Annotated in this window: 25 protein-coding genes; 16 read left to right on the top strand and 9 right to left on the bottom strand. The window is 63.5% G+C overall.

The window, feature by feature from the left end; translation table 11 throughout:
* From BLV07_RS38120 to BLV07_RS38110, 3 genes are all read right to left on the bottom strand, one after another.
* Window positions 1–211 (bottom strand): transposase (locus tag BLV07_RS38120; RefSeq protein ID WP_143035629.1); only part of this gene is annotated, 211 nt, incomplete at its 3' end.
* A 264-nt stretch (window positions 212–475) separates the two neighbouring features.
* The gene (locus BLV07_RS38115; protein ID WP_091896441.1) at window positions 476–1033 is read right to left on the bottom strand and encodes a PQQ-dependent catabolism-associated CXXCW motif protein; all 558 of its coding nucleotides are present in this window, start codon (window positions 1031–1033) and stop codon (window positions 476–478) included.
* Entirely contained in the window at window positions 1030–1914 is an 885-nt protein-coding gene (locus BLV07_RS38110; protein WP_091896438.1) for a substrate-binding domain-containing protein, read from the bottom strand. Before BLV07_RS38110 ends, BLV07_RS38115 begins: the two co-directional genes overlap by 4 nt.
* Before the next feature lie 146 nt (window positions 1915–2060).
* Between BLV07_RS38110 and BLV07_RS38105 the strand changes: the two genes are divergently transcribed.
* Window positions 2061–2969, top strand: a complete 909-nt coding sequence (locus BLV07_RS38105) for a quinoprotein relay system zinc metallohydrolase 2 (protein ID WP_502690284.1) — start codon at window positions 2061–2063, stop codon at window positions 2967–2969.
* A gap of 41 nt (window positions 2970–3010) precedes the next feature.
* Window positions 3011–3829: a quinoprotein dehydrogenase-associated SoxYZ-like carrier gene (locus BLV07_RS38100; RefSeq protein ID WP_176946035.1), complete on the top strand. Its 819-nt coding sequence runs from the start codon at window positions 3011–3013 to the stop codon at window positions 3827–3829.
* A gap of 182 nt (window positions 3830–4011) precedes the next feature.
* Here the strand turns inward: BLV07_RS38100 and BLV07_RS38095 are convergent, their stop codons facing one another.
* A complete protein-coding gene (locus BLV07_RS38095) occupies window positions 4012–4371 on the bottom strand; it encodes a hypothetical protein (RefSeq protein WP_091896466.1) in 360 nt (119 codons plus the stop codon).
* 87 nt (window positions 4372–4458) lie between these two features.
* Between BLV07_RS38095 and BLV07_RS38090 the strand changes: the two genes are divergently transcribed.
* Genes BLV07_RS38090 through BLV07_RS38070 form a run of 5 tightly spaced genes read left to right on the top strand, consistent with a single transcriptional unit; the run spans window position 4459 to window position 8139 of the window.
* Window positions 4459–5457 carry an ABC transporter substrate-binding protein gene (locus tag BLV07_RS38090; protein ID WP_176946034.1) on the top strand — a complete coding sequence of 333 codons (999 nt, stop codon included), beginning with the start codon at window positions 4459–4461 and terminating at the stop codon, window positions 5455–5457.
* 1 nt (window position 5458) lies between these two features.
* Entirely contained in the window at window positions 5459–6196 is a 738-nt protein-coding gene (locus BLV07_RS38085; RefSeq protein ID WP_091896428.1) for an ABC transporter permease, read from the top strand.
* Window positions 6186–6914, top strand: a complete 729-nt coding sequence (locus BLV07_RS38080) for an ABC transporter ATP-binding protein (protein ID WP_091896425.1) — start codon at window positions 6186–6188, stop codon at window positions 6912–6914. The genes BLV07_RS38085 and BLV07_RS38080 overlap by 11 nt, the downstream gene beginning before the upstream one ends.
* A gap of 47 nt (window positions 6915–6961) precedes the next feature.
* Window positions 6962–7765, top strand: a complete 804-nt coding sequence (locus BLV07_RS38075) for a pentapeptide repeat-containing protein (protein ID WP_176946033.1) — start codon at window positions 6962–6964, stop codon at window positions 7763–7765.
* Window positions 7766–7791: 26 nt separating this feature from the next.
* Window positions 7792–8139, top strand: a complete 348-nt coding sequence (locus BLV07_RS38070) for a hypothetical protein (RefSeq protein ID WP_091896460.1) — start codon at window positions 7792–7794, stop codon at window positions 8137–8139.
* A gap of 9 nt (window positions 8140–8148) precedes the next feature.
* On the opposite strand, the gene BLV07_RS38065 is transcribed toward BLV07_RS38070, so the two are convergent.
* Window positions 8149–8358 (bottom strand): hypothetical protein, encoded by a 210-nt coding sequence (locus BLV07_RS38065; protein WP_091896419.1) that lies wholly within the window; start codon window positions 8356–8358, stop codon window positions 8149–8151.
* 218 nt (window positions 8359–8576) lie between these two features.
* Between BLV07_RS38065 and BLV07_RS38060 the strand changes: the two genes are divergently transcribed.
* Entirely contained in the window at window positions 8577–9647 is a 1071-nt protein-coding gene (locus tag BLV07_RS38060; RefSeq protein WP_091896416.1) for an efflux RND transporter periplasmic adaptor subunit, read from the top strand.
* Window positions 9640–12786, top strand: a complete 3147-nt coding sequence (locus BLV07_RS38055) for an efflux RND transporter permease subunit (protein WP_091896414.1) — start codon at window positions 9640–9642, stop codon at window positions 12784–12786. Before BLV07_RS38060 ends, BLV07_RS38055 begins: the two co-directional genes overlap by 8 nt.
* 224 nt (window positions 12787–13010) lie before the next feature.
* Here the strand turns inward: BLV07_RS38055 and pqqA are convergent, their stop codons facing one another.
* From pqqA to lanM, 3 genes are all read right to left on the bottom strand, one after another.
* Window positions 13011–13091: a pyrroloquinoline quinone precursor peptide PqqA gene (gene pqqA, locus BLV07_RS38050; RefSeq protein ID WP_008562446.1), complete on the bottom strand. Its 81-nt coding sequence runs from the start codon at window positions 13089–13091 to the stop codon at window positions 13011–13013.
* A gap of 228 nt (window positions 13092–13319) precedes the next feature.
* Window positions 13320–13655, bottom strand: coding sequence for a hypothetical protein (locus tag BLV07_RS38045; RefSeq protein ID WP_091896457.1), 336 nt, complete (start codon window positions 13653–13655; stop codon window positions 13320–13322).
* A gap of 144 nt (window positions 13656–13799) precedes the next feature.
* Window positions 13800–14192 carry a lanmodulin LanM gene (gene lanM, locus BLV07_RS38040; protein ID WP_091896411.1) on the bottom strand — a complete coding sequence of 131 codons (393 nt, stop codon included), beginning with the start codon at window positions 14190–14192 and terminating at the stop codon, window positions 13800–13802.
* A gap of 335 nt (window positions 14193–14527) precedes the next feature.
* Between lanM and BLV07_RS38035 the strand changes: the two genes are divergently transcribed.
* The 3 genes from BLV07_RS38035 to BLV07_RS38025 are packed head-to-tail and all read left to right on the top strand — an operon-like array spanning window position 14528 to window position 17486.
* On the top strand, window positions 14528–16192 hold the full coding sequence (locus BLV07_RS38035; RefSeq protein WP_091896408.1) for a methanol/ethanol family PQQ-dependent dehydrogenase: 1665 nt from the start codon (window positions 14528–14530) through the stop codon (window positions 16190–16192).
* A gap of 11 nt (window positions 16193–16203) precedes the next feature.
* On the top strand, window positions 16204–16560 hold the full coding sequence (locus BLV07_RS38030) for a c-type cytochrome (protein ID WP_091896405.1): 357 nt from the start codon (window positions 16204–16206) through the stop codon (window positions 16558–16560).
* Window positions 16557–17486 carry a type 2 periplasmic-binding domain-containing protein gene (locus BLV07_RS38025; protein ID WP_091896402.1) on the top strand — a complete coding sequence of 310 codons (930 nt, stop codon included), beginning with the start codon at window positions 16557–16559 and terminating at the stop codon, window positions 17484–17486. The genes BLV07_RS38030 and BLV07_RS38025 overlap by 4 nt, the downstream gene beginning before the upstream one ends.
* A 630-nt stretch (window positions 17487–18116) precedes the next feature.
* Here the strand turns inward: BLV07_RS38025 and BLV07_RS38020 are convergent.
* Window positions 18117–19085, bottom strand: a complete 969-nt coding sequence (locus tag BLV07_RS38020; RefSeq protein WP_091896399.1) for a helix-turn-helix domain-containing protein — start codon at window positions 19083–19085, stop codon at window positions 18117–18119.
* Between the two features lie 514 nt (window positions 19086–19599).
* On the opposite strand from BLV07_RS38020, the gene xoxF5 reads away from it, so the two are divergent.
* The 4 genes from xoxF5 to gfa all read left to right on the top strand — a co-directional run bounded on the left by xoxF5 (window position 19600) and on the right by gfa (window position 23776).
* Window positions 19600–21405, top strand: a complete 1806-nt coding sequence (gene xoxF5, locus BLV07_RS38015; RefSeq protein ID WP_091896396.1) for a lanthanide-dependent methanol dehydrogenase XoxF5 — start codon at window positions 19600–19602, stop codon at window positions 21403–21405.
* A gap of 112 nt (window positions 21406–21517) precedes the next feature.
* Window positions 21518–22009: a c-type cytochrome, methanol metabolism-related gene (locus tag BLV07_RS38010; protein ID WP_091896454.1), complete on the top strand. Its 492-nt coding sequence runs from the start codon at window positions 21518–21520 to the stop codon at window positions 22007–22009.
* 60 nt (window positions 22010–22069) lie between these two features.
* Complete coding sequence (locus BLV07_RS38005) at window positions 22070–23179, top strand: S-(hydroxymethyl)glutathione dehydrogenase/class III alcohol dehydrogenase (RefSeq protein ID WP_091896393.1); 1110 nt, start codon at window positions 22070–22072, stop codon at window positions 23177–23179.
* Between the two features lie 33 nt (window positions 23180–23212).
* A complete protein-coding gene (gfa, locus tag BLV07_RS38000; protein ID WP_091896390.1) occupies window positions 23213–23776 on the top strand; it encodes an S-(hydroxymethyl)glutathione synthase in 564 nt (187 codons plus the stop codon).
* Window positions 23777–23989: the final 213 nt, after the last annotated feature.

Below are 23989 nucleotides of genomic sequence, written 5' to 3'. Positions count from 1 at the left end.
CCTTGGGCAAGGCTCGCCATTGGCAGCCGCTCGACAAAATATAGAAAATCGCCTGCACGATCTCGCGCAAATCGACCTCGCGCGGCCGGCCCAATCGCCGCCGCGGCGGCATCTTCCGGGCGATCAGCGCCCACTCGGCATCGGTCAGGTCGCTTGCGTAACGCAGTCCACTGCGCTGATACTGGATACGAGCGGCTTTGGTCCACGGCATGGTGTCCTCCCTCGAATCTTTGCAAATCCGAAGGAATCACAAGCCCGCCAAAACCGCTCACCCTTTTTCGGTCGGGCTCCTCAGGATGAGGGCGGGGAGTGTGCGGCAGCAAATTCGACAGGCACCGATGCCGCTTAGCCTCATCCTGAGGAGACCGCGAGGCGGTCATCTCGAAGGACGAGGCGCGCGCTCAGGCCGCCCCAAGAGATCATATTCGATAGTCCTGCCCGCAAGCGGGGCGAGGCAGCGCACCTCGGCCAATCGTTACTGCTCTGGGCGCGGCTCGGGCTGCGCTTCCTCGGTCGGGAGCTTTGCGCTCTCCCAGCCGTCGGTGCCGTCAGGGTACCAGGCGATGTTGGAATAGCCGTACGCCATCGCGCGCTTGGCGGCGTTCCAGGACATCCAGCAATCGGCCAGGCAATAGATCACGAGCAGCGCGGCCTTGTCGCCGTGCGATGCAAGCGCGAGGCCGCGCTCGAGATAATCGTCCATGGCGGGCGGCAACGCGCCGTAGCCGGTGTCCGGCAGCCACAGGCTGCCCGGAATGTTCCTGCGCGGCGCATCGCGCCACACGGTGCCGGCAGGAAGGTTCTTCGGTTTCGGCGGGCGCGGCATCACGTCGACGAACGCACCGCTCTTCGCGCGCCAGATCGCCTCGGCTTCCGCGGTCGTCAACACACGCGCGCCCACAAGCGTCGCTGGCACCGGCGCGCGGTAATTGTCGGTGCGATATCCCTCGGGCTCGAACGGCTCCTGCCGCTGCGCCAATGCCTGCCCTGCCAGAACAGCGGCGAGCAGCGCAACGGCAAGATGCCGCTTCATGGCGTCTTCTTGACCGTCTCCGCGCCGAGCGGCCGATCGCTCTCGTCGAGTAGCGGAACGCCGAAGTCGAGCAGGATCTTGTTGATCTCGCCCTGGTTCTCCTGGATCAACTTGTTCAGCTGCCGCTTCCAGTTCTGGTCGGCGGAACGCACGCCCATGCCGATGCGATAGACCAGCTTCGGCCCGGTGGTCTCCTTCACCAGTGGCGTAACGTGGAGCGAAGAGCCGGCCTTCTTCGCATAGTAGCCAGCCATCGGGCCCCACAGCACGCCGGCGTCGATCTTGCCGGCGGCAAGATCGTCGATCATGGCCTGCGCCGAATTATCGAAGCGGGTGTCGATCATCAGCGGATAGGGCTTTGCATCGCCCATCAGACCGGCGATCGCCATGTTGGTCGCCGGCGGCGTGCCAGCGACGATGCCGACATGCTTGCCTTTCAGGCGCGCGTCTTCCAGCGTATCGACGTCCTCGAGCCCGCTGCCGGCCTTGACGACCAGCGCATAGGTCGTGCGGTAATAGGGATTGGTGCCCTGCACGAGGTCGTCGCCTTGCGGGAAGCCCATGATGACGTCGCAGCGATGCGCACCCAGCGTCATGCGCACGAAGCCGGTGGCCTGCGGGAAGAACACGTAGTCGAGCTTCTTCTGGAGCTTGTCCGCCAAGAACTCGGCGAGCTTGTTCTCGAACCCCTCGCCCCTCTCGTTGGAGAACGGCAGATTGCGCGGATCGGCGCAGACGCGCAGCACCTTCGGGTCCACCAATTCGAAGGAGAGGTCGCCGGTGTCGTTGGTCTGCGCGATCGCAGCATCGCCGAACGCGCAGGATGCCATCAGGACCCACAGTGAAAACAACCAGCGACGATGTCGTCCGGCCTCCGTCATCGCGCTTCCTCCTCGTTTTGTTTGAATGCTATCCATGCAACGCATGACGCGCCAAGTTTTGCCAGCTTGGTGTTGGCTTTGCTTTGCTGCAGCGCAATGCAGCAAACCCTCTGAACTGAGGCGGAAAAGTGTCTTACGTCGCTTCAATGATCGCAGCCTTGTCCCTGCTGGGGATCGTCACGCTAGCACGCGCCGAGGCATCCGAATTGCCTGTGAGCGAAGTCGCGCCGGGAATCTTCGTACACTCCGGGACCATCGCCCTGATGACCCGCGCGAACGAGGGCGACATCGCCAATGTCGGCTTCATCGTGGGCGATGATGCGGTGGCGGTGATCGATACCGGCGGCAGCTACCGCGAAGGCGAGGCGCTGCTGGCCGCCGTGCGGGCGAAGACGCCCAAGCCGATCCGCTACGTCATCAACACCCACGGCCATCCCGATCATGTTTTCGGCAATGCCGCCTTCGCCGCCGGAACCACCACCTTCGTCGGCCATAGCAAGCTTCCGCAGGCGCTCGCGACGCGCGGGCCTTTCTATCTCGACAATTTCCGCCGCATCATGGGCAGTGAGCTGATCGATCCCGTGAAGATCATTGCCCCTACCCTGCTCGTTTCGGACATGACGACCCTCGATCTCGGGTCGCGCCGACTGATCTTGCGCGCCTGGCCGGCCGGGCACAGCGACGCAGATTTGACCGTGTTCGATGAGACGAGCAAAACCCTGTTCGCGGGCGATCTCGTCTTTCTCCGCCACATTCCGGTCATGGACGGCAGCATCCGCGGCTGGCTCGCCACGTTGAAGGGATTGGAGGCCATTCCGGCGCTGCGCGTCGTTCCTGGTCACGGCCCCGTGAGCGACTGGCCTGCTGCACTGACCGATGAGCGACGCTACCTGTCGACGCTGCTGTCCGATGTCCGCGCTCTGAACAAGAAGGGCGAACCGATCCGAACCGCCGCCGACAAGGCTGCCGCGTCGGAACGGCCGCACTGGGAGCTGTTCGAGGACTACAATTCCCGCAACGCAACCGCAGCATTCTCGGAAATTGAATGGGAGTAGCGGGCGCGCTACGATGGCGAAACGCCCGCAGGACCGTGACCATGATGGCATGCACTCGCCGCCTGACCTTGACCGCCGTACTGCTCGGCATCGCCTTCGCCGTACCGGCGCAGGCGGAAGAGGCCTATGATCCCTGGCCGGGCCTGGTGCAGGACATCTTCAATAGCCGTCCGATGAACGACGGCAGCGCCGTCATCAGCATCGAGATGCCCTATCGCGCCGAGGACGCAGCCATCGTGCCGGTGACCCTGCGCAGCAAACTGTCGCCCGGCGATGCGCGCCGCATCCGTTCGATCACGCTGGTGATCGACCGCAACCCGGCGCCGATGGCCGCCAAATTCGAGCTCGGGCCGGATGCCAATGTCACGGAGATCTCGACGCGCGTGCGCGTCAACAACTACACCGACGTGCATGCGGTGGCCGAGCTCAGCGACGGCCAGCTCTATGTCTCGAAGGTCTATGTGAAGGCCTCCGGCGGCTGCTCGGCGCCGGCGGGCAAAAACATCGAGGAAGCCAGGAACCGGCTCGGCCAGATGCGCTACCGGCAATTCGCACGCGAGGAGGCGCCGGCGAGCCGCGTGCGCGAGGCGCAGATCATGATCGGCCATCCCAACAATTCCGGCCTCCAGATGGACCAGGTCACGCAGCTCTATATCCCGGCCTTCTTCATCAACCAGCTCAAGCTGACGCAGGACGACAGCCCCGTGCTGTCGATGGAAGGCGGCATCTCGATCTCGGAAGATCCCAATCTGCGCTTCACCTACGTCTCCAACGGCGCCAAGCGCTTTCGCGCCGAGGCAAAGGACACGGATGGGCACGTGTTCCGCAATGAGTGGGACGTGGAGAAGCCGGGGACGTGAAGATTTCTTACCCTCTCCCCCTGTGGGAGAGGGTGCCTCGCGAAGCGAGGCGGGTGAGGGGTCTCTCTCCGCGAGCGCAACTCTCAACGTCTGAGCAAGAGCAGACATATCCCTCATCCGGCGCTTCGCGCCACCTTCTCCCGCAAGGGGAGAAGGAAGAAAGCACCGTCTGTGCCGCTACACTAGAAACACCGCACCTCGGCTTCGGCCTGTGCGCGCCTCAAATCATTCACCGCCGAATTTGCCTGCTCCGAGGTGCGGAACTGGACGCCGAGATTACCGCGCACCTGGGACATGCTGAGCGCGGTCTCCGCGGTGACGTAGCGCGCATAGGGCACGATCGAGGCGACCACGTCGATCGAGCAGGAACATTGCTCGATCGTAGACCGCGTCTCGCCATTGGCCTTCATGCAGCCATAGACGTACTCAGCGCGCGCCGACGTCGGATAATCATTGGCGTCCTCGGCCTGCGCCCCGCAGGTGGTCGCCGCCAATACCGCCATTGCGGCGACAATCGGTCGTAGCCGTCCCGCCAGTTTCATGCGCATCCTCCCGGTGGTTGCGACCAAAGCTATGCTATGCGTATTGTCCTGAAAAGCACTCCGTCAGAGGAAACGGCTCACAAGGTGATGAGAGCACTTGGTGCGATAAAGGTATTTAGTCGAACATTGGCGCTCGCGGTGACGCTGGCGTTGACCCTAGCCGCACCCGCCCGCGCCGCGGAGACCATCCGCCTTGCGGTGCAGAAAACCGGAACATTCTCCTGGGAGCTGGCCGCGATCCGCGCGAACGGTCTGGACAAGGAGGCCGATTTGTCGCTGGAAGTCAGCGAGCTCGCGAGTACCGAGGCCGGCAAGATCGCGATGCGCGCAGGCAGCGCCGACATCATCCTGTCGGACTGGCTGTGGGTGTCGCGCGAGCGCGCGCTCGGCGCCAAACTCACCTTCTATCCCTATTCCAGCGCGCTCGGCGCGGTGATGGTGCCGGCGGCTTCGCCAATCAAGACGCTCGCAGACCTCAGGGGACGCAAGCTCGCCGTCGCCGGCGGAGCAATCGACAAGAGCTGGCTTCTGCTCCAGGCCCGCATGAAGCAGGACGGCATCGACCTGAAGTCTGCGGCGACCATCGTCTATGGCGCCCCGCCCCTGATCGCCGCCAAGGCGCTCGACGGCGAGATGGATGCGAGCCTCAACTTCTGGAATTTCTGCGCGCAGCTCGAGGCCAAGGGCTTTCGCCGCCTCGCCGGCATCGAGGACATCCTGCCAAAACTCGGCGCCAAGGGCGCGGTCGCCGCGGTCGGCTATGTCTTCGACGAGAGCTGGGCGGCAAGCCATCGTGACGCCGTGGCGCGATTCATCGCGATGACCCGGAAGGCCAAAGAGCTGCTGGTGACCTCGGACGCGGCCTGGGACAAGATCGCACCGCTTACCGGCACCACCGATCCGGCCATGCTCAAGACCTATCGCGACCGCTATCGCGACGGTATCCCGCGGCGGAGCATCGGCGACGAGGAGGCGGATGCGCGCGTGCTCTACCGCGTGCTCGCCGAGATCGGTGGCCGCGACCTCGTCGGGCCGGCGGCCGAGCTCGATCCCGGCACCTTCTATCACGCGGTCCCCGGAGACTGAGGTGCTGCGTCTTCTGTCGTTTGTCCTATTCCTCGCAATCTGGTGGATCGCCGCGCTGTTCGCCGGCGGCGCAAAGCTGCCCTCCCCGCCCGCCGTGCTCCAGGTGATGATCGCGGAGGCCGCGAGCGGCGCGTTGTTCCTGCATCTCGGCGCCACGCTGGCGCGCGTCACCCTCGCCTTCGTGCTGGCGATGTCGCTCGGCAGCGCCATCGGCTATCTGATGGGACGGGTGAAGCTTGCCGACCGGCTCGGCGATCCCTGGCTGATCCTGCTGCTCAATTTGCCCGCCTTGGTCGTGATTGTGCTGGCCTATATCTGGGCTGGCCTCACCGAGGCCGCCGCGATCGCGGCAATCGCCATCAACAAGCTGCCGACCGCCATCGTCACCTTGCGCGAGGGCGCCCGCGCGCTCGACCGCTCGCTCGACGAGATGGCGAGCGTATTCGCGATGCCGCGCTGGCGCGCTTTCCGCCACGTCGTGCTGCCGCAGCTTGCGCCCTATATCGCAGCCTCTGCGCGCTCCGGATTGTCGCTGGTATGGAAGATCGTGCTGGTCGCCGAGCTGTTGGGCCGTCCGAACGGCGTCGGCTTCGAGATCGGCGTCGCCTTCCAGCTGTTCGACACGCCGCGGCTGCTCGCCTATTCGCTGACCTTTGCCGCCGTCGTGCTCGTCATCGAAACCTTGCTGGTGCAGCCGTTCGAAGCCCGCGCAACACGGTGGCGGCCCCGTGCGGCTTGAGGTCGAGATCACAGGCAAGACGTTCAAAAGTGCCGCCGGCGGAACGCACGAGGTGCTGGCGCCGGTCAAGTTCACGCTTGAATCCGGCGAGGTCGGTGTGCTGATCGGCCCCTCCGGCTGTGGCAAGAGCACGATGCTGCGCATCATCCTGGGGCTCGATCATGAGTTTCAGGGGCGGATCGCGCGGCCGCCGCAGGCGCGGATCGGCATGGTATTCCAGGAGCCGCGGCTGCTGCCGTGGCGTTCGGTCGAGCAGAATGTGCGGCTCGCTGCACCCGATGTGACCGATGCCAGGCTGTCGGAGCTGTTCAAAATCCTGGAGCTGGAGGCGCATCGCAGCCATTTCCCCGGCGAATTGTCGCTGGGGCTCGCCCGGCGCGTCGCGCTGGCCCGCGCCTTCGCCGTCGAGCCGGATATTTTGGTGCTTGACGAGCCGCTGGCATCGCTCGATGACGCTCTCGCTGGACGCCTGCGGGATGAGATTGCGACGCTCGTCGCGAGCCGGCCAGTGATGACGCTTTTGGTGACACACAGCCTGGACGATGCAGTGCACCTGGGCGATCGGCTATTCTTCCTGTCGCCCCGGCCAACGCGGATCGTGGCAGAGGTACCTATCGACATCCCGCGCGACACTCGCGGCGAAGCCGAGATTGCGGCGATCAAGGCCGGCCTCGCCCAACGAACTCAAGGCGACCGCGCCGAGCGAGATATCTCATAGCCGGTCGCCTGGCGGATGTGCTAGATAGGCTGGCGGCGGAGTTGATGATGACGCGGACGGTCGCCCTCTCAACGCTTGCAACGCTTGGGCTTGCACTCGTCACGATGACGGCGGGCGCGCAGGACATGATGCGTGGCGTCGACCTCACCTCCCCCGCGATGGTCTCGGCCGAAATGACCAGGCCAGAGGTCGAGGCCGTGCTGGCCAAAGCGAGCGCCGCGCAGCCTGCCGATTTCACCGGCAAACGCCTGTCGGGCCTCGATCTCTCGGGGCTGGACCTGTCCAACGCCGTTCTCCGCGCCGCGCGGCTCAACAAGACAATACTCCGAGACGCCAAGCTCGACCGTGCTATCCTCGATCAGGCATGGCTGCTGGATGCGGATCTTACCGGCGCAAGCCTGAAGGGCGCCAATCTGTTCGCATCGCAAATGGCCCGCGCGCGTCTCGACGGCGCGAACCTGTCGGGAGCGCGCATCGCTGCGGATCTCACAGGCGCAAGCATGGTCGGCGCCTCGATCGCGGACGCGAAGCTTGGCGCCGATATGCGCAACCAGTCGATGGGGCTGATGCGCGCCGTGCTCAGATCCGCCAATCTGGAACGGCTGAACGCGCGCAACGCCGATTTGTCGCGCGTCGACCTCCAATTCGCGGCCCTCAGGGGCGCCGACCTGAGCGGCGCATCACTGAAAAACGCCGAACTCGGCGGAGCCGATCTGACCGGCGCCATCGTCATCGACGCCGATTTCGACGGCGCCGATCTCGTGTCGGCGAAGCTGATCGCACCGAACGGCCTTGACCGCGCCAAAAATTTCGACAAGGCAAAGAACCGCGAGCGCCTGATCAGGGAATGACGGCCCGCCTTTGGGAGGACTGGCTGATGCGTTGGGTTCTAGCTTTGATCGCGTTGTTGACGCTTGCCGGCGAAGCCGCCGCGCAGGCCAAGGGCAAGGGCATCCGGCTCTGGAATCTGACGACTGAGACGATCTCCGGCTTCCAGCTCGCTCCCGCCGGCAGGACCGACTGGGGTCCGAACCAATGCTTGAACGACAAGGACAAGGAGGTCGACCACGACGAGCGGCTGCGCATCACCGGCGTCGAGCCGGGCCATTACGACGCCAGGGTGAGCTATCCCAATGGCCGGCAGTGCATCGTCCGCGGCATCGAGATCAGGGCCGACGCGGTGTTCTCAATCGCCGATAAGGATTTGAAGGATTGCACCAGGTAGCGCCGCCGCTCACGCCTTGTCATGCGTGTGCGGGTATTCGCAGCGCCACCTCACCGCCTGCCACTTCGGATGCTCGCCCACCCATTGCGCGATATAGGGCGGCGCGGCCATCGCGCATTGTCGCGGCGACCCGGAATAGTTGAACACCAGATGCTGCTCCTCGCAGGTCGCAGGCGAGAGCACCGCACACACAGTCACCACCAGGTCGATCGGGTTCATGCCGGGATCCTCTCGCCTCCGCGATCAAGAAGTAGCACAAAGGCTACGTCCACAGCAGACGGAAGTTTCAATTCCGTGCGAGTAGAACCGGGAACCTAGCAACTGCGGCCTCTCGTGAAAGTGCCCCGACCTTTGCCTATGCTGGCTAAGGTCAAACGGCGCCTTGTCGCCACTTGATTTCGTCAATAAGCTGGTTCCCCACAATTGCTAACAGGCTGATGGCTTTCACGGAAACCTCTTGGCGCGGCGTCGCGGTAACTCTGTGCCTGCTGGCGTTCAGCACCGGCACCTTGGCCATCTCTGGTCAAGGCCGACGAGCCGTTGCGGAGCCGGCGCAGCCGGACGGCGCGAATTCGGGCCGTACCGAGCCCTCCCGCACCGCAAACAGCGATCAGGCGGTAGTCAAGCTTACGCGCAGCCAACAGGGACAGATCGGACTCGAAACCGCAGTTGCCGAAACTGCTCCGCATCCTGAGCAATTCCGCGCATATGGCGCGGTGCTGGATATCTCCCGCATTACGGAGCTCACGAACAGCTACGCCAATGCTCAGGCTCAACTCCAGACGGCGCAGGCCAAGCTCGAAGTCGCCAAGAGCGCATTCGAGCGAACGAAGAATCTCGTCGAATCCGCAGCGCTCCCGAAGAAGGAGGCCGAGACCGCAGAGGGAACGTTGCGGACCGATAAGGCCGCGCTCGCCGCTGCGGAGTCGCAGCTCAGGACTCTCGCGGCCACGGCGCAGCAGGAATGGGGGCCGGTGATCGGCCGGGGAATCATCGAGCGCTCGCCCGGAGTTGTCAGGCTGATCGAACGCAATCAGTTTCTCGTTCAGGTGACGCTGCCGTCCGGCATGACTGTCATTGGGACTCCGGGAACGGCTCTCGCGCAGGCCCCGACGCGAAACGCGAACATCGATCTCCAATATATCTCCCCGGCAACGCGCACAGATCCCCGTATCCAGGGATTGAGCTATTTCTTCTCCGCGCCTGGCGACAGCGGTCTGCTGCCCGGCATGAACACCATCGTTTACGTGCCGTCAGGCAACACTTACGAGGGAGTCTTCGTTGAAGATACCGCGATCGTCCGATGGCAGGGTCGATCATGGGTCTACCTGCGCGTGAACTCCGATAGCTTCCGACGTCATCCGATCAGCACGGATCAACCCGTCTCGGATGACGACTACGTCGTCCGAGACATCCCATCGGGTTCCGAAATCGTGGTCCGGGGCGCGCAGGTCCTGTTGTCCGAGGAGGCCAGGAGCGAGCTTCGGGGCGGCGGTGACAATGACTGACGGCATCGGCTCCAACAGGCCTGGGCCGCAAGCCGCTCTTGTCGCGTTCGCCATCCGCTTCCGCGGCATCGTGCTCGCTCTTGCGTGTGCGCTGCTGGGCTATGGCCTGTTCGCCCTCGGCGAAGCCAAATACGGGGTCTTCCCTGAATTCGCGCCGCCACAGATCACGATCCAGACGGAAGCTCCCGGGCTCAGTCCGGAGCAGGTCGAAATTCTGGTCACCCAACCGATCGAAACGTCGATCAACGGCTTGGCCGGCGTCGAAAGTTTGCGATCGTCGTCGATCCAGGGCCTCTCCGTGGTGACGGTCATCTTCCAGCCGGGCAGCGACATCTACCGGGCGCGCCAATTGGTGACGGAACGTCTCGCGGCCGTGGCCGCGCGGCTGCCGCAAGGCGTGCAGCCGCCGTCGATGACACCATTGACCCCGCTAGCCGGTACGGTGCTGGTCATCGGCCTGACCTCCGACCAACGCTCGCTGATGGATTTGCGCACCATCGCGGACTGGACCGTGGCGAGACGGCTCCTGGCCGTACCGGGCGTGGCGCAAGTATCCACTTACGGCAAAGACGTCAGATCTCTGCAGGTGCAAGTCCGTCCGGACGACTTGATCCGATTCCGGGTCGGCCTGAATGACGTCTTGGCCGCAGCGCGCAAGGCGACCGGCATACGGGGCGCCGGCTTTATCGATACGACCAATCAGCGCATCACGCTGCAAACCCATGGGCAATCTTTGACGCCCGACCAGCTTGCCCGCACCGTTCTCCTGCACGAAGGCGGCGCGAGCGTGGTTCTCGGCGACGTTGCCACGGTCGTGACCGCTCCCGAGCCGCCAATCGGGGCCGCCCTCATCGACGGTGTCCCCGGCATCATGCTCATGGTCAGCCAGCAATACGGAGCGAACACGCGAGAGGTCACCACGCGAGCGGAAGCCGCGCTGCAAGGACTGCGACCGGGACTCGAAGCCGATGGGGTTCAGCTCCATGCGGACATATTTCGCCCTGCCAACTTCATCGACACGGCGACGGAGAACGTGCTGTACGCCCTGTTGATAGGCGGGGCGCTCGTGATCGTCGTTCTGTTCCTATTTTTGTTCGACTGGCGCACCTCGATCATCAGTTGCACCGCTATCCCCCTATCGTTGATAGCGGCCGTGCTCGCCCTCCAATGGATGGGCGAAACCCTCAACACGATGACGCTGGGCGGCCTTGCGATCGCCATCGGCGAGGTCGTCGATGACGCCGTGATCGGCGTTGAAAACGTCGTACGCCGATTGCGCGAAAATCGCCGGGCAACCGCGCCCAGATCCGAAGCTCGCGTCGTGCTCGAAGCCTTCCTTGAGGTACGCACCGCTGTAGCCTATGCGACCTTTGCGGTGCTGCTGGTCTTCTTTCCGATCCTGGCGCTCTCCGGCATTGCCGGCCGTCTGTTCGGCCCCTTGGCTATCGCCTACATCCTCGCGGTGCTAGCCTCGCTCGCGGTCGCCCTTACGGTGACCCCAGCGCTCTCTATGCTGCTGCTCGTCGGGACGACCGGCGGACAACGCCTGCAAGAACCGCCTACGGTGCGGTGGTCCCGTCGCCATTATCAAGCCTTGCTACGTCATATCGGGCGTTTCCCGAAACTCGTGATGACGGCGGCCGCGGTTCTGACGATCGCCGGTGCAGCGATGCTGCCTTTCTTCGGCGGGACCTTCCTTCCGGATCTGCGGGAAGGCCATCTGATTCTGCACGTCTCTGCAATCCCCGGCACCTCGCTCGACGAATCGCTTCGCATCGGGAAACTGATGACGGACACGCTCCGACGTATCCCAGGCGTACGCAGGGTGGCGCAGCATGCAGGCCGAGCTGAGGCCGGCATCGACACGGTGGGTCCGCATTCCAGCGAGTTCGAAGTCGACCTGCAGCCGGGGCTCTCCGGTCAAGAGCAATCGGCGACAGAAGCGCACATCAGGGCCGCTTTGGCCGACTTCCCCGGAGTTTCTTTCTCGAGCAAGACCTACTTGACGGAGCGCGTGGAGGAGACCGTCTCCGGCTTCACCGCGGCGGTGGTCATCAACATCTACGGGCCCGATCTCGATTCACTTGAGAGCGCTGCGCGCGACGTCGCCCGAGAGCTCGACGAAGTCGCGGGTGCGATTGATGTGCAGCAACGATCCCCGCCAGGGATGCCGCAGCTTAATGTGACGCTCCGCCCGACCGATCTGCAGCGCTGGGGCCTCGATGCCGTCGAAGTGCTCGAGCTGATCCGCACCGGCTATCAGGGCGACATCGTCGGCCAGGGATACGAAGGCAATGCCGTCTTCAACGTTGTCGTTATCCTCGACCAGCATGCCCGTGCCCGGCTCACTCAGATCGGTGACCTGCCGGTGCGCACGCCGAGCGGGGCTTACATTCTGCTGAAGCAAATCGCCGACGTCTACGAAACCTCGGGCCGCTATCAGATCCAGCATCAGAATGCACAGCGGGTTCAGACCGTAACGGCGAACGTAAGCGGGCGCGATCTCGAATCTTTCGTGGCCGCCGCCAAGCGCAAGCTGGCCCGCGAGGTCGCACTGCCGCCCGGTGCGCATGTCGAATTTGCAGGAGCGGCCGAGGCACAAGCCCGGTCGCGCCGCGATCTCATCGTCAACTCCTTGCTGGCTGCGACGGGTATTTTCGCGCTGCTCGCGATGGTGACCGGCCATTTGCGAAATCTGTTGCTGGTGATGATCAACCTGCCGTTTGCGTTTGTCGGTGGCGTGTTCGCACTAGCGGTAACCGGTGGTCTGCTTTCGCTCGGATCGATGGTCGGCTTCGTCACGTTGTTCGGAATCACGCTGCGCAATTCCATCCTTATGATCTCGCATTACGAGCACCTCGTCCTCGTCGACGGTCGCGTGTGGGGACCCGATACCGCGATCGAGGGCGCTGCCGACCGTCTCGTCCCGATCCTGATGACGTCTCTTGTGACTGGTCTGGGATTGCTGCCACTCGCACTCGGCGCAGGAGAACCGGGGCGTGAAATAGAGGGCCCGATGGCGATCGTCATCCTCGGGGGGCTCATGACCTCGATGGCACTTAGTCTGCTGGTTCTGCCCACCCTTGCGCTTCGATATGCACGTTTCAAGACGCGCTCCGAGCGCACGCAAGGCGCGTGACGGTCTAGATCACGTTCGCTGCGAAAGCGGAAACAACACTGACCAAGCAGCGTCCCCGACCGTCACTGTGGCCCGACGTCCACCGCGGCGGCCTTGATGAACTCTCATGAAGAGGAGGAGCGCATTGAATTGCGCTGAATAAGCAGAAAGCCGCGAGAATGGCGGCCCGACACTGCCACGGCTTCGACGGCGTTTACCATCGAAGCCGTGGCAGGTCGTCAGTCTTACTTGCGCGAAGCGCAGGCGTACATGTTGATTTCCATGCCGACCGGCACTTCCACGATCTTCGGAGCTTTCCAAGCCATTCGGGGTCTCCCAAGGTATTGAGCGCGACATCGCGCGGGGCAAAACCTAGGGCTCGGTCCCCTATAGTTCAAGCGCCGATTCGAATGCCGAACGCGTCTGTGTCGATTCTTCGCGGCCGCATTTCTCTCTCGGGCAAAGCCAGTTCCCTCTTGGTCAAGCACAGACCTGGAGGACATCACCTTGCGCGACACACCGCGCCTCGAATCGACACGACCAGCGCCACGTCGTCAGCAGTCCTTGTCGGCCATTGCCGGATTCGGCTTGGCGCCTTCGGCCTGCTGAGCAGCCGTCGGTTCACTCTGCATCTGCCGCTGCGCATCCTCGGATGAAGCCGGCGTTTCGCCGCTCGCACGATTCATCGTGCTGGTCGGCGGATGCTGACTGGTGTCGCTCGCCGAACTCGATGGATGGGATTGCGCCGAGCCCACGGTGACCGGGCCAGACCCGGCATCCTTGTCAGTGGCTGCACTGCCGGTTTTGCAGGGGCCCGCGACGGCGACACCGGCGCTCAACGTCAGGATCGCGCAGGCAGCAAGAACGGATCGTTTGGTGTTCATCTGCATGATCTCCTCTCCTCCCGCCGCGCAGCCCCACAACGCCAGGCAGGCCATTTCGGGGAGAACAGGCCCGGCAGCCCGATGTTCCGAGTGTCGGGGCGGAATTAATCGCAATGCCGCCGCCGCCACGTCCGTTCCAGGGGTACGCGCTCAGCGCAGCAGCCGCAGCAGCGCGCGGCCGGCCCGCGAGTTCAGCTCTTTTGCATCGAGCGTGCCATCCTTGTCCGGATTGGCCGCATTGAAGCGCTTCTCCACCACGGACAGGTATTCGTCGAGCGTAAGAGTCCCGTCACGATCGGGATCGGCGGCGGCGAGCTCTTTCGCCGACAACCGCCCGCGCAACTCGCGTGCATCGAGCGTGCCGTCATGATCGGGGTCGAGCTTGGCGAACAATGCGCTGGCCGCCTTCTTCACCTCGGCGAGATCGAGCGTGCCGTCATTGTCGGTATCGAACATCTTGACCGCATTGCCGGATGCCGCAAGGGCCGGACCGGACAGCAATGCAACCGTGAGCGCAAGCGTAATTGAGCGACGTGACCTCATTGAAACCTCCTGCCAACCTCGATTTGAGCGAGCACGAAACTGACATAAGTCCACAATCAAGCCCCGGTTCAAGTCGAAAATTACAACCTGCGCGCGCCAGACTTACGGAACCCCGCGGCGTCAGCCTAGTCGCCTCCGTCGGACCGCTTCGCGTCGCGGAATTTCTCCAGCATCTGCGCACAAGTGAGAGCGGGCTGTCAGGTTTCCGTCAGGTGACTGGCCTCCGGCATTCAACATGTTGGCGTCGCACTCGCGACTTTCGTATTGACGCGTTTTGCATTCGGGCGGAGTGTTGTTCCCGCAGCGTCAAAAGACGCGCATATTGGGAGGAACGGATGAAACGCTTTGCGATGGCCGCGAGCCTCGTCATGCTTGCATCGACGTGTGCAAGCGCACAGACCACCGAGCAACTGGTCAAGGGCGCGACCGATACATCGAACGTTCTCAATTACGGGATGGGCTACAATCTCCAGCGTTTCTCGACGCTGAACCAGATCAACAAGGACACCGTCAAGAACCTCGTCCCGGTCTGGAACTACTCTTTCAACGACGATCGCAGCGAGGAATCGCAGCCGCTGGTGTACCAGGGCGTGATCTACGTGACCTCGCACAATGCGACCATGGCGGTGGACGCCAAGACCGGCAAGCAGATCTGGAAAACCAAGGTCGAGTATCCCGCCGAGACGCCGCGCATCGTCTGCTGCGGCATCATCAATCGCGGCGCCGCGCTCTACGACGGCAAGGTATACCGCACCACGCTGGATGCGAATGTGATCGCGCTGGATGCCAAGACCGGCAAGGAGCTGTGGCGGCAGAAGGCCGCCGACATCAAGGAAGGCTATTCGATGACGGTGGCCCCGCTGGTCGCCGACGGCGTCGTCATCACCGGCATCTCCGGCGCCGAGTTCGGCACGCGCGGCTTCATCGACGGCTGGGATCCGGCGACCGGCAAGCATCTCTGGCGCACCCACTCGATCCCCTCGCCGGACGAGCCCGGCGGCGACACTTGGAAGGGCGACACCTGGAAGCTCGGCGGCGGCTCGACCTGGATCACCGGGTCCTACGATCCCGAGCTGAACACGGTCTATTGGGGCATCGGCAATCCCGGCCCGTTCAACTCGGCGGTGCGACCCGGCGACAATCTCTACACCTGCTCCGTGCTGGCGATGGATCCCAAGACCGGCAAGATCAAGTGGCACTACCAGTTCTCGCCGAACAATCCGTTCGATTATGACAGCGTGGCCGAGATGGTGCTCGCCGACATGAACGTCGAGGGCAAGCCGACCAAGGTGCTGATGGACGCCAACCGCAACGGCTTCTTCTACGTGCTCGATCGCACCAACGGCAAGCTGCTCGCGGCCAACCCTTACGTGAAGGTCAACTGGGCGACCGGCATCGACATGAAGACCGGACGTCCGATCGAGACCGACGTTTCGAAGGACGCGCGCGAAGGCAAGAAGGTGACCGTCTATCCGTCGATCCTCGGCGGCAAGAACTGGGAGCCGATGTCGTTCAATCCGCAGACCGGATTGGCCTATGCCAACACGCTCGCCTTCGGCGGCAGGTACAAGACCGAGCCCGTCACCTTCAAGCAGGGCGAATGGTATCTCGGCATGGACCTGACCGACCTCTGGGAGTACGGAGACGGCCCGCGCGGCCATCTCAAGGCGATCGATCCCTTGACCGGCAAGGCGAAGTGGGAGGCCCCCGTCGACATCCCGCGCTTCTCCGGCGTGCTGTCGACCGCAGGCGGCGTCGTGTTCACGGGCGCGCTGACCGGCGAGTTCGAGGCCTTCGATGCCGACAGCGGCAAGAAGCTCTGGCAGTTTCAGACCGGCTCCGGCATCGAGGGACAGCCGGTCACCTGGCAGCAGGACGGCGTGCAATATGTCGCAGTGACGAGCGGCTATGGCGGCGTCTACTCGCTGTTCTCCGGTGACGAACGGCTGGCCAAGGTGCCGCCCGGCGGCTCGCTGTGGGTCTTTGCAGTCAAGCAGTGACCACAGGCACGATGCTGAAGGAGATATCTCACAAGACGGCGGCGATCTTCGCCGCCGTCGCGGTGCTGGCGGTCGCGTTTGTGCCGACCGTTCGTGCCGCGGACGACGCAACCGGCAATCCTCTGCAGGCACAGATCGACCACGGCAAATCGACCTATGCCGAAAAGTGCTCGCACTGCCACGGCCCCAACCTGATGAACTCCGGCACCATCACGCCGGACCTGCGCGCGATCCCTGACGACAAGACGCGCTTCGTCACCACGGTGAAAAACGGCAAGAACAACAAGATGCCGCCCTGGGGCGACATCCTCAACGACGACCAGATCGGGGACCTCTGGGCCTTCATCTCCAGCCGGAGGAAGCCATGAGGCGTTGGCTCGCCGCGTGGAGCGTTGCCGCGATCCTCGCGGCGGCGCCTACGGTTGCGCACGCGGCGGATGACCCGCTGAGGATCTGTCTCGATGAAGGCCGGCCGCCGCTCTCGGTGCATCAAAAGGGCAAGCCGGATGCGGGCTTCGACGTGCTGCTGGCGCAGGCGGTCGCCGAGCGCCTGCGACGGCCCCTGACGATCCAGTGGTTCGAGAGCAAGCTCGATGAGGATTCCAGCCCACAGCTCGAGGCCAATGCGCTGCTCTCGGACGGACGCTGCGCGCTGGTCGGCGGCTACGCGCTGACGACGGATTCTCTCGTCAAGCCCGGCATGAAGACGGCGCGCCTGCCGGATTTCGCTGGCGCCACGCGCGAGGACCGGCGGCGCCGCGTCGCGCTCGGCGTGCTCACGCCGAGCCAGCCCTACGTCTATTCGCCGATGACGGTGGTGCTCGGGCCGAAGGTGAAGGGCCGCAAGATCGGCGACATTGGCGATCTCGCCGGCCTTCGCCTCGTCATCGAAAGCGGCTCGCTCGGCGATGCCATCCTGATGACCTTCGACAAGGGCCGCCTGATCGACAACATCACCCATCTCGTGCCCGGCCGCGACGACCTCCTCGGCGCGCTCCAGCGCGGCGACCATGACGCGACGCTGATCGATCTTGCGCGCTTCGATGCCCATCGCGCCGCGCACCCCGATACGGCGATCACCGCGTCCGGCTACTACTATCCGATCGGCGCCAATCGCGGCTATGTCGGGCTTGCCAGCGATCCCGCGCTGATCGAGGCCGTCAACACGGCGCTTGGCCAGCTTGCCGCCGAAGGCAAGATCGCCGAATTCGGCAAGCAGGCCGGCCTCACCTATCTGCCGCCGCGCGAGCCTGCGATCCTCGGCGACGTCTGGATGAAGATCATTCAGCGGTGAGAGTTGGTCGCGAAGAGCGATGGCGCCGCCACGCGCTCCATTGTCATCGCCCGCGAAGGCGGGCGATCCAGTACCCCAGAGGCGGTTGCGATTGAACCGAAAGGCCGCAGCGTACTGGATGCCCCGCCTTCGCGGGGCATGACAGCGAGCGTGCGGCGAATGCGCGCCAAAATCGGCTCGCTGGCTTAGGAGGCTCCCGACATGCGGAAAGCGCGGCCGCCCGGATGAGCCGAACAGGACAACCTCCCTCCAATGCGCCAATCTGTCTCGCCTGTCGGCCATGGCAGTGACGGCTTGATGCAGTACCAAGGAAACCAAGGCGCTGTATCAGCGCGAACTGCCGGTCTGGATCGAGAGCGCGAAGTCGCTCGGCCTCGAGCCGGCTTGAACCGGGAGAAGGCGCGGTCGCGCTTGCTTGCCGCTCTCCTGGCCAGCGTTCCCTATATCGCCATGTCGGCGTGACAGACCTCGCAGCCGACGCGACGCGGCCGGCACAACATTGTCGGTGACCGGCCGCAGCGCGACGAGCCTAAAGCGAGATGGGATTAGGACGAGTCGTCGTCGCGCTTGAGGCTATTGTTTGAGCATGATCCTTTCGGAAAACCGCTGCACACTTTTCCGGGTCACGCTCTAATGCTCGTTCGAGCTCGCGGTGCCCTGCTGCGCCTTGTGGATCGAGGACGGCACCACGCCGAAATATTTCCGGAACACGCGGCTGAAATGCGATGAGCTGGAGAAGCCCCAGGAGAACGCGACGTCGGTGATGGTCTTGCCGGCGTGGGCCTCGAGCTCCTGGCGGCAGTTCTGCAGGCGCGCCTGCCAGATGTAGTCGCTCACCGTGGTGCCGCGCTCCGAGAACAGCATGTGCAGATAGCGTTTGGAGCAGCCGAGCTCGGTCGAGATCTGATCGATGCACAGATCCGGATCGCGCAGATGCTCGCGGATGAAGAACTGCGCGCGCACATACATCGCTTCCGGTCCGACACGGTCGAACATCGTGTCGGCCTCGCGCAGCGGCAGCAGCAAGAGGTCGATCAGCGAATCGGCCACGCCGACCGCGCTGTTCGCCGACAGCTTCGCTGCCTCGTCGAAAGTGGCGTGAACGAAATCATGGGCAATCCGCCCCGTCCCGGTCTTCGCCGACAATTTGCACGCCGGCATCCGCTGCGAGGGAAAGCCGCGGTCGCGCAGCAGCGCCTTCGGCACGATCACCACGTCGTGGCGGGTGAAAGCGGGGCTGATGATCGAATGCGGGCAGGAGACGTCATAGGCGATGATGTCGCCAGGGTTGAGTTCGATGTGGCGGCCCTCTTGTTCGAAATAGGACACGCCGTAGGTCTGGAAGTGAATCTTGATGTACGGATGTTCGTTGGCCTTGGCGCGCGCCATCGTGTGCGCGATGCGGTGCTGGCTGACCTCGATCTGGCAGAGCTTCAGACGCGAAACGGTGGTGTAGTCGATGCGACCTTCGAGCGAGGAGGCCTCCAGCGGATCGACGTCGAAATAGCCGCACAGGCTCGTCAGACCATCGATCCAGCTCTGGATCTGCCGCTTCGGCGTCAGCCCGGTCGTCGAGAGCGTGTGAATTGTGTCGGACATTGATCCAGCCACTGGTTTGATCTGGAGATTCGACGCGAATCGCGACCAGCGCTGCTGGAGCCCTCAGCCGTGATTGCGTGACGTTTACCTCAAACTTAGGCGATCTTTTGGAACTTGCGCCTCCGTTCCATTGCCACCCTTGAAACTTAATCCTCCGCCTTAGTTGCAGCGCCGTCAAGGGGAACATGGGCGCGGACGGCCGCGCAAGCCGGCGCGGAAACCGCTGAATTCGCTACTGCAAAATCAAAATCTTCGCGCCCGTGCGCTGTCGAGCAAACCGGCTTCTCTCTTGGGCAAGTTTCCCGTTGACGAAGTCGTTAGGGATTGCGGCAGGAACAACAAGAACGGGCCGCTCCTGCACACACGGACCCGTGGCTCTCATCAGGAGGAGGAAACAGCACAGCATCGTTTCTGGTCTCGATCGTGACCGCCCTGCACGAGCAGACGCCGGACGAGAAGCCCGGTGATTAAGCAATGCTTCGGAAACAATAAACGACCAACGGAGGAATTAACTATGCGCAAGGTGCTACTGGCGACCTATCTTGGCTCCGCGGCGGCTCTCGCCGTCGGCAGCGCCTCAGCCAATGACGAGCTGATCAAGATGTCGCAGAACCCGAAAGACTGGGTGATGCCGGCGGGCGATTACGCCAATACCCGCTATTCCAAGCTGAACCAGATCAATGCACAGAACGTCGGCAAGCTCCAGGTCGCCTGGACCTTCTCGACCGGCGTGCTGCGTGGTCACGAAGGCGGCCCGCTGATCATCGGCAACGTGATGTACGTCCACACGCCGTTCCCAAACAAGGTCTACGCTCTTGACCTTTCCAACGAGAACAAGATCATCTGGAAGTACGAGCCGAAGCAGGATCCGAACGTCATCCCGGTGATGTGCTGCGACACGGTCAACCGCGGCCTGTCTTACGGCGACGGCAAGATCATCCTGCATCAGGCCGACACCAACCTCGTCGCGCTCGACGCCAAGACCGGCCAAGTGGCCTGGTCGGCGACCAACGGCAATCCTGCGAAGGGCGAGACCGGTACGTCGGCCGCGCTGGTCGTCAAGGACAAGGTCCTGGTCGGCATCTCCGGCGGCGAATTCGGCGTGCAGTGCCACGTCACCGCTTACGATCTCAAGAGCGGCAAGCAGGTCTGGCGCGCCTATTCCGAAGGTCCGGATGATCAGATCAAGCTCGATCCGGCCAAGACGACGTCGCTCGGCAAGCCGGTCGGAGCTGACTCCAGCTTGAAGACCTGGCAGGGCGATCAGTGGAAGATCGGCGGCGGCTGCACCTGGGGCTGGATCTCCTACGATCCCGCTCTGAACATGGTCTATTACGGGTCGGGCAACCCCTCGACCTGGAATCCGAAGCAGCGTCCCGGTGACAACAAATGGTCGATGACCATTTTCGCGCGCGACGCGGACACCGGTATGGCCAAGTGGGTCTACCAGATGACGCCCCATGACGAGTGGGACTATGACGGCGTCAACGAGATGATCCTCACGGATCAGCAGATCAATGGGCAGCCTCGCAAGCTCCTGACCCATTTCGACCGCAACGGCCTCGCCTACACCCTCGACCGTGAGAACGGCGAACTCCTGGTCGCCGAAAAGTACGATCCGAAGGTGAACTGGACCTCCGGCGTCGACATGAACAAGAGCTCGCCGACCTACGGCCGTCCGAAGGTGCTTGACGCAGCTTCGACCGACAAGGCGGGCGAGGACGTCAACGTGAAGGGCATCTGCCCGGCCGCGCTCGGCACCAAGGACGAGCAGCCGGCAGCCTACTCGCCGGACACGCAGCTGTTCTACGTTCCGACCAACCACGTCTGCATGGACTACGAACCGTTCAAGGTGAGCTACACCGCGGGCCAGCCCTATGTGGGTGCGACGCTCTCGATGTATCCGCCGCAGGGTGAAAGCCACATGGGCAACTTCATCGCCTGGGACGGCAAGACCGGCAAGATCGTCTGGTCGAACAAGGAGCAGTTCTCGGTCTGGTCGGGTGCGCTCGCAACCGCCGGCGGCGTGGTGTTCTACGGCACGCTCGAAGGCTATCTGAAGGCAGTCGATGCCAAGTCCGGCAAGGAGCTCTACAAGTTCAAGACTCCCTCCGGCATCATCGGCAACGTCACCACCTATGAGAACAATGGCAAGCAGTACGTTGCCGTGCTCTCCGGCGTGGGTGGCTGGGCCGGCATCGGTCTGGCAGCAGGTCTGACCGATCCGACCGCCGGTCTCGGCGCCGTCGGTGGCTACGCGGCCCTCAGCAACTACACGGCGCTCGGCGGTACGCTGACCGTGTTCTCGCTGCCGAACTAGGCCCCGCTCAGCATCGCTCCGGCGCGTGGATCAACTCCACGCGCCGGCTCGTCTCCACCGAACGCCTTCGAGGAAAAATCTCTTGCGTAAAATCTGCTCTGCCATTGCTGTGATAATCTTCGTTGCGTCCGGAGGAGTTGCGGTCGCGGACGGTCCGGGAGACCCGACCGCGGTGAAGAAGGAAGACGACGGGAAGTGGCTCGATAAGGAAGGAAACCCGACCTACAAGATTTCGGCCGACGGCACCGTGGACTGGTTCACCTATTCCGGATACCGCCGCTATCACTCAGACTGCCATGTGTGCCACGGCCCCGACGGCATGGGATCGACCTACGCACCGGCGCTGAAGGATTCCGTCAAATCGATGAGCTATGGCGACTTTATCGGCGTGATCGCCTCCGGTCGCAAGAACATCTCGACCGCGCAGGAGAACGTCATGCCGGCCTTCGGCGACAACCCGAACGTCGCCTGCTACATGGACGATCTCTATGTCTATCTGCGCGCCCGCTCCACTGACGCGTGGGGCCGGCAGCGTCCCTCCAAGAAGGAGGAGAAGACAGAAGCCTACACCAAGGCGGAAGACGCCTGCATGGGCAAGAAATGAACGTTGCCAGGATCGCCGCGACGACGTCCTGGCGTCCTACGAAGATTTGAGGAGTTTACGATGAAGACACGTGCAGCCGTTGCTTTCGAAGCCAAGAAGCCGCTCGAGATCGTCGAGGTCGACCTGGAAGGACCGAAGGCCGGCGAAGTCCTGGTCGAGATCAAGGCCACGGGCATCTGCCATACCGACGCCTATACGCTCGACGGTTTCGACAGCGAAGGAATCTTCCCGTCGATCCTGGGCCATGAGGGCGCCGGCATCATCCGCGAGATCGGTCCCGGCGTGACCTCGGTGAAACCGGGCGACCACGTCATTCCGCTCTACACGCCGGAATGCCGGCAGTGCAAAAGCTGCCTCAGCCAGAAGACCAATCTCTGCACCGCGATCCGCGCGACGCAGGGCAAGGGCGTGATGCCCGACGGCACCAGCCGCTTCTCCTACAAGGGCAAGCCGATCTACCATTACATGGGCTGCTCGACCTTCTCGAACTTCACCGTGCTGCCGGAGATCGCGGTCGCCAAGATCCGCGAGGACGCGCCGTTCGACAAGAGCTGCTACATCGGCTGCGGCGTGACCACCGGCGTCGGCGCCGTCGTCAACACTGCAAAGGTCGAGCCGGGCTCCAATGTCGTCGTGTTCGGCCTCGGCGGTATCGGCCTCAACGTGATCCAGGGCGCCAAGATGGCCGGCGCCGACAAGATCGTCGGTGTCGACATCAACGATTCCAAGGAAGATTGGGGCCGCCGCTTCGGCATGACCCACTTCGTCAACCCGAAGAAGGTCACCGGCGACGTCGTCCAGCACCTCGTCGGCCTCACCGACGGCGGCGCCGACTACACCTTCGACTGCACCGGCAACACCACAGTGATGCGCCAGGCACTGGAAGCCTGCCATCGCGGCTGGGGTACCTCGATCATCATCGGCGTTGCCGAAGCCGGCAAGGAGATCGCCACGCGGCCGTTCCAGCTCGTTACGGGACGCAATTGGCGCGGCACGGCGTTCGGCGGCGCGCGCGGCCGCACCGACGTGCCGAAGATCGTCGACTGGTACATGAACGGAAAGATCCAGATCGATCCGATGATCACCCACACGCTCAAGCTCGAAGAAATCAACAAGGGTTTTGAACTCATGCACGAGGGCAAATCCATCCGTTCTGTCGTCGTGTTCTAGCTCACAGCCATCACACCCCAGGAGGATCGACCCATGACTGTTGCACTCCATCCATCGATCGACAACGGCATCAAACAAGGCAGCGGCAGCTTCGCCGGTGGCACGCTGGTCTGCAAATGCACGGACCATCCGGTGAAGGTCGGCATCAAGGGCGACGTCGCGCACAACCACGCCTGCGGCTGCACCAAGTGCTGGAAGCCGCCGGGCGCGACCTTCTCGGTCGTCGCCGTGGTCCCGCGCCAGAACGTCACCGTGCTCGAGAACGGCGACAAGCTCCAGATCGTCGATCCCTCCGCGGTGATCCAGCGCTATGCCTGCAAGGCCTGCGGCACGCACATGTACGGCCGCATCGAGAACAAGGGCCATCCGTTCTACGGCCTCGACTTCATCCATCCCGAGCTGTTCCAGGAGCAGGGCTCGCAGGCGCCGCAATTCGCCGCCTTCGTCTCCTCGGTGATCGAATCGGGCGTGAAGCCGGAGCAGATGGCGGGCATCCGTGCGCGGCTGAAGGAAATCGGGCTGGAGCCCTATGACTGCCTGTCGCCGGCGCTGATGGACGCGATCGCGACCCACGTGGCGAAAGCCAAAGCCGCCTAAGGCCGCCTGAGCGGGGCCGCCGAGCCCTCTCAAGCCCTATCGGTTCGCTGGTGCCTATCACCGCCAGCGAACCGAGTCGGTCCCCATCCGGGACCATCGCCGCGGTGCCGAGCTTCTGCACCACGCGTATGTGAGGGCCATCAGCTCCTCAGTCCTGGTCTCTGAATGACTGCGCAGGGCCGCCGGCTTCCTGCTTGAAGTTCGCGGTGCTGC

The organism is Bradyrhizobium sp. Rc2d, from assembly GCF_900099855.1.
GTDB lineage: Bacteria > Pseudomonadota > Alphaproteobacteria > Rhizobiales > Xanthobacteraceae > Bradyrhizobium.
The sequence above is the reverse complement of the archived record's forward strand: the minus strand, read 5'-3'. Positions and strand labels throughout refer to the sequence as shown.

Coding starts and splice junctions, on each gene's coding strand:
- BLV07_RS38115 (WP_091896441.1), bottom strand. CDS start 1,033: ATGAAGCGGCATCTTGCCGTTGCGCTGCTCGCCGCTGTTCTGGCAGGG.
- BLV07_RS38110 (WP_091896438.1), bottom strand. CDS start 1,914: ATGACGGAGGCCGGACGACATCGTCGCTGGTTGTTTTCACTGTGGGTC.
- BLV07_RS38105 (WP_502690284.1), top strand. CDS start 2,061: ATGATCGCAGCCTTGTCCCTGCTGGGGATCGTCACGCTAGCACGCGCC.
- BLV07_RS38100 (WP_176946035.1), top strand. CDS start 3,011: ATGATGGCATGCACTCGCCGCCTGACCTTGACCGCCGTACTGCTCGGC.
- BLV07_RS38095 (WP_091896466.1), bottom strand. CDS start 4,371: ATGAAACTGGCGGGACGGCTACGACCGATTGTCGCCGCAATGGCGGTA.
- BLV07_RS38090 (WP_176946034.1), top strand. CDS start 4,459: ATGAGAGCACTTGGTGCGATAAAGGTATTTAGTCGAACATTGGCGCTC.
- BLV07_RS38075 (WP_176946033.1), top strand. CDS start 6,962: ATGACGCGGACGGTCGCCCTCTCAACGCTTGCAACGCTTGGGCTTGCA.
- BLV07_RS38070 (WP_091896460.1), top strand. CDS start 7,792: ATGCGTTGGGTTCTAGCTTTGATCGCGTTGTTGACGCTTGCCGGCGAA.
- BLV07_RS38065 (WP_091896419.1), bottom strand. CDS start 8,358: ATGAACCCGATCGACCTGGTGGTGACTGTGTGTGCGGTGCTCTCGCCT.
- BLV07_RS38060 (WP_091896416.1), top strand. CDS start 8,577: ATGGCTTTCACGGAAACCTCTTGGCGCGGCGTCGCGGTAACTCTGTGC.
- BLV07_RS38055 (WP_091896414.1), top strand. CDS start 9,640: ATGACTGACGGCATCGGCTCCAACAGGCCTGGGCCGCAAGCCGCTCTT.
- pqqA (WP_008562446.1), bottom strand. CDS start 13,091: ATGGCTTGGAAAGCTCCGAAGATCGTGGAAGTGCCGGTCGGCATGGAA.
- BLV07_RS38045 (WP_091896457.1), bottom strand. CDS start 13,655: ATGCAGATGAACACCAAACGATCCGTTCTTGCTGCCTGCGCGATCCTG.
- lanM (WP_091896411.1), bottom strand. CDS start 14,192: ATGAGGTCACGTCGCTCAATTACGCTTGCGCTCACGGTTGCATTGCTG.
- BLV07_RS38035 (WP_091896408.1), top strand. CDS start 14,528: ATGAAACGCTTTGCGATGGCCGCGAGCCTCGTCATGCTTGCATCGACG.
- BLV07_RS38030 (WP_091896405.1), top strand. CDS start 16,204: ATGCTGAAGGAGATATCTCACAAGACGGCGGCGATCTTCGCCGCCGTC.
- BLV07_RS38025 (WP_091896402.1), top strand. CDS start 16,557: ATGAGGCGTTGGCTCGCCGCGTGGAGCGTTGCCGCGATCCTCGCGGCG.
- BLV07_RS38020 (WP_091896399.1), bottom strand. CDS start 19,085: ATGTCCGACACAATTCACACGCTCTCGACGACCGGGCTGACGCCGAAG.
- xoxF5 (WP_091896396.1), top strand. CDS start 19,600: ATGCGCAAGGTGCTACTGGCGACCTATCTTGGCTCCGCGGCGGCTCTC.
- BLV07_RS38005 (WP_091896393.1), top strand. CDS start 22,070: ATGAAGACACGTGCAGCCGTTGCTTTCGAAGCCAAGAAGCCGCTCGAG.
- gfa (WP_091896390.1), top strand. CDS start 23,213: ATGACTGTTGCACTCCATCCATCGATCGACAACGGCATCAAACAAGGC.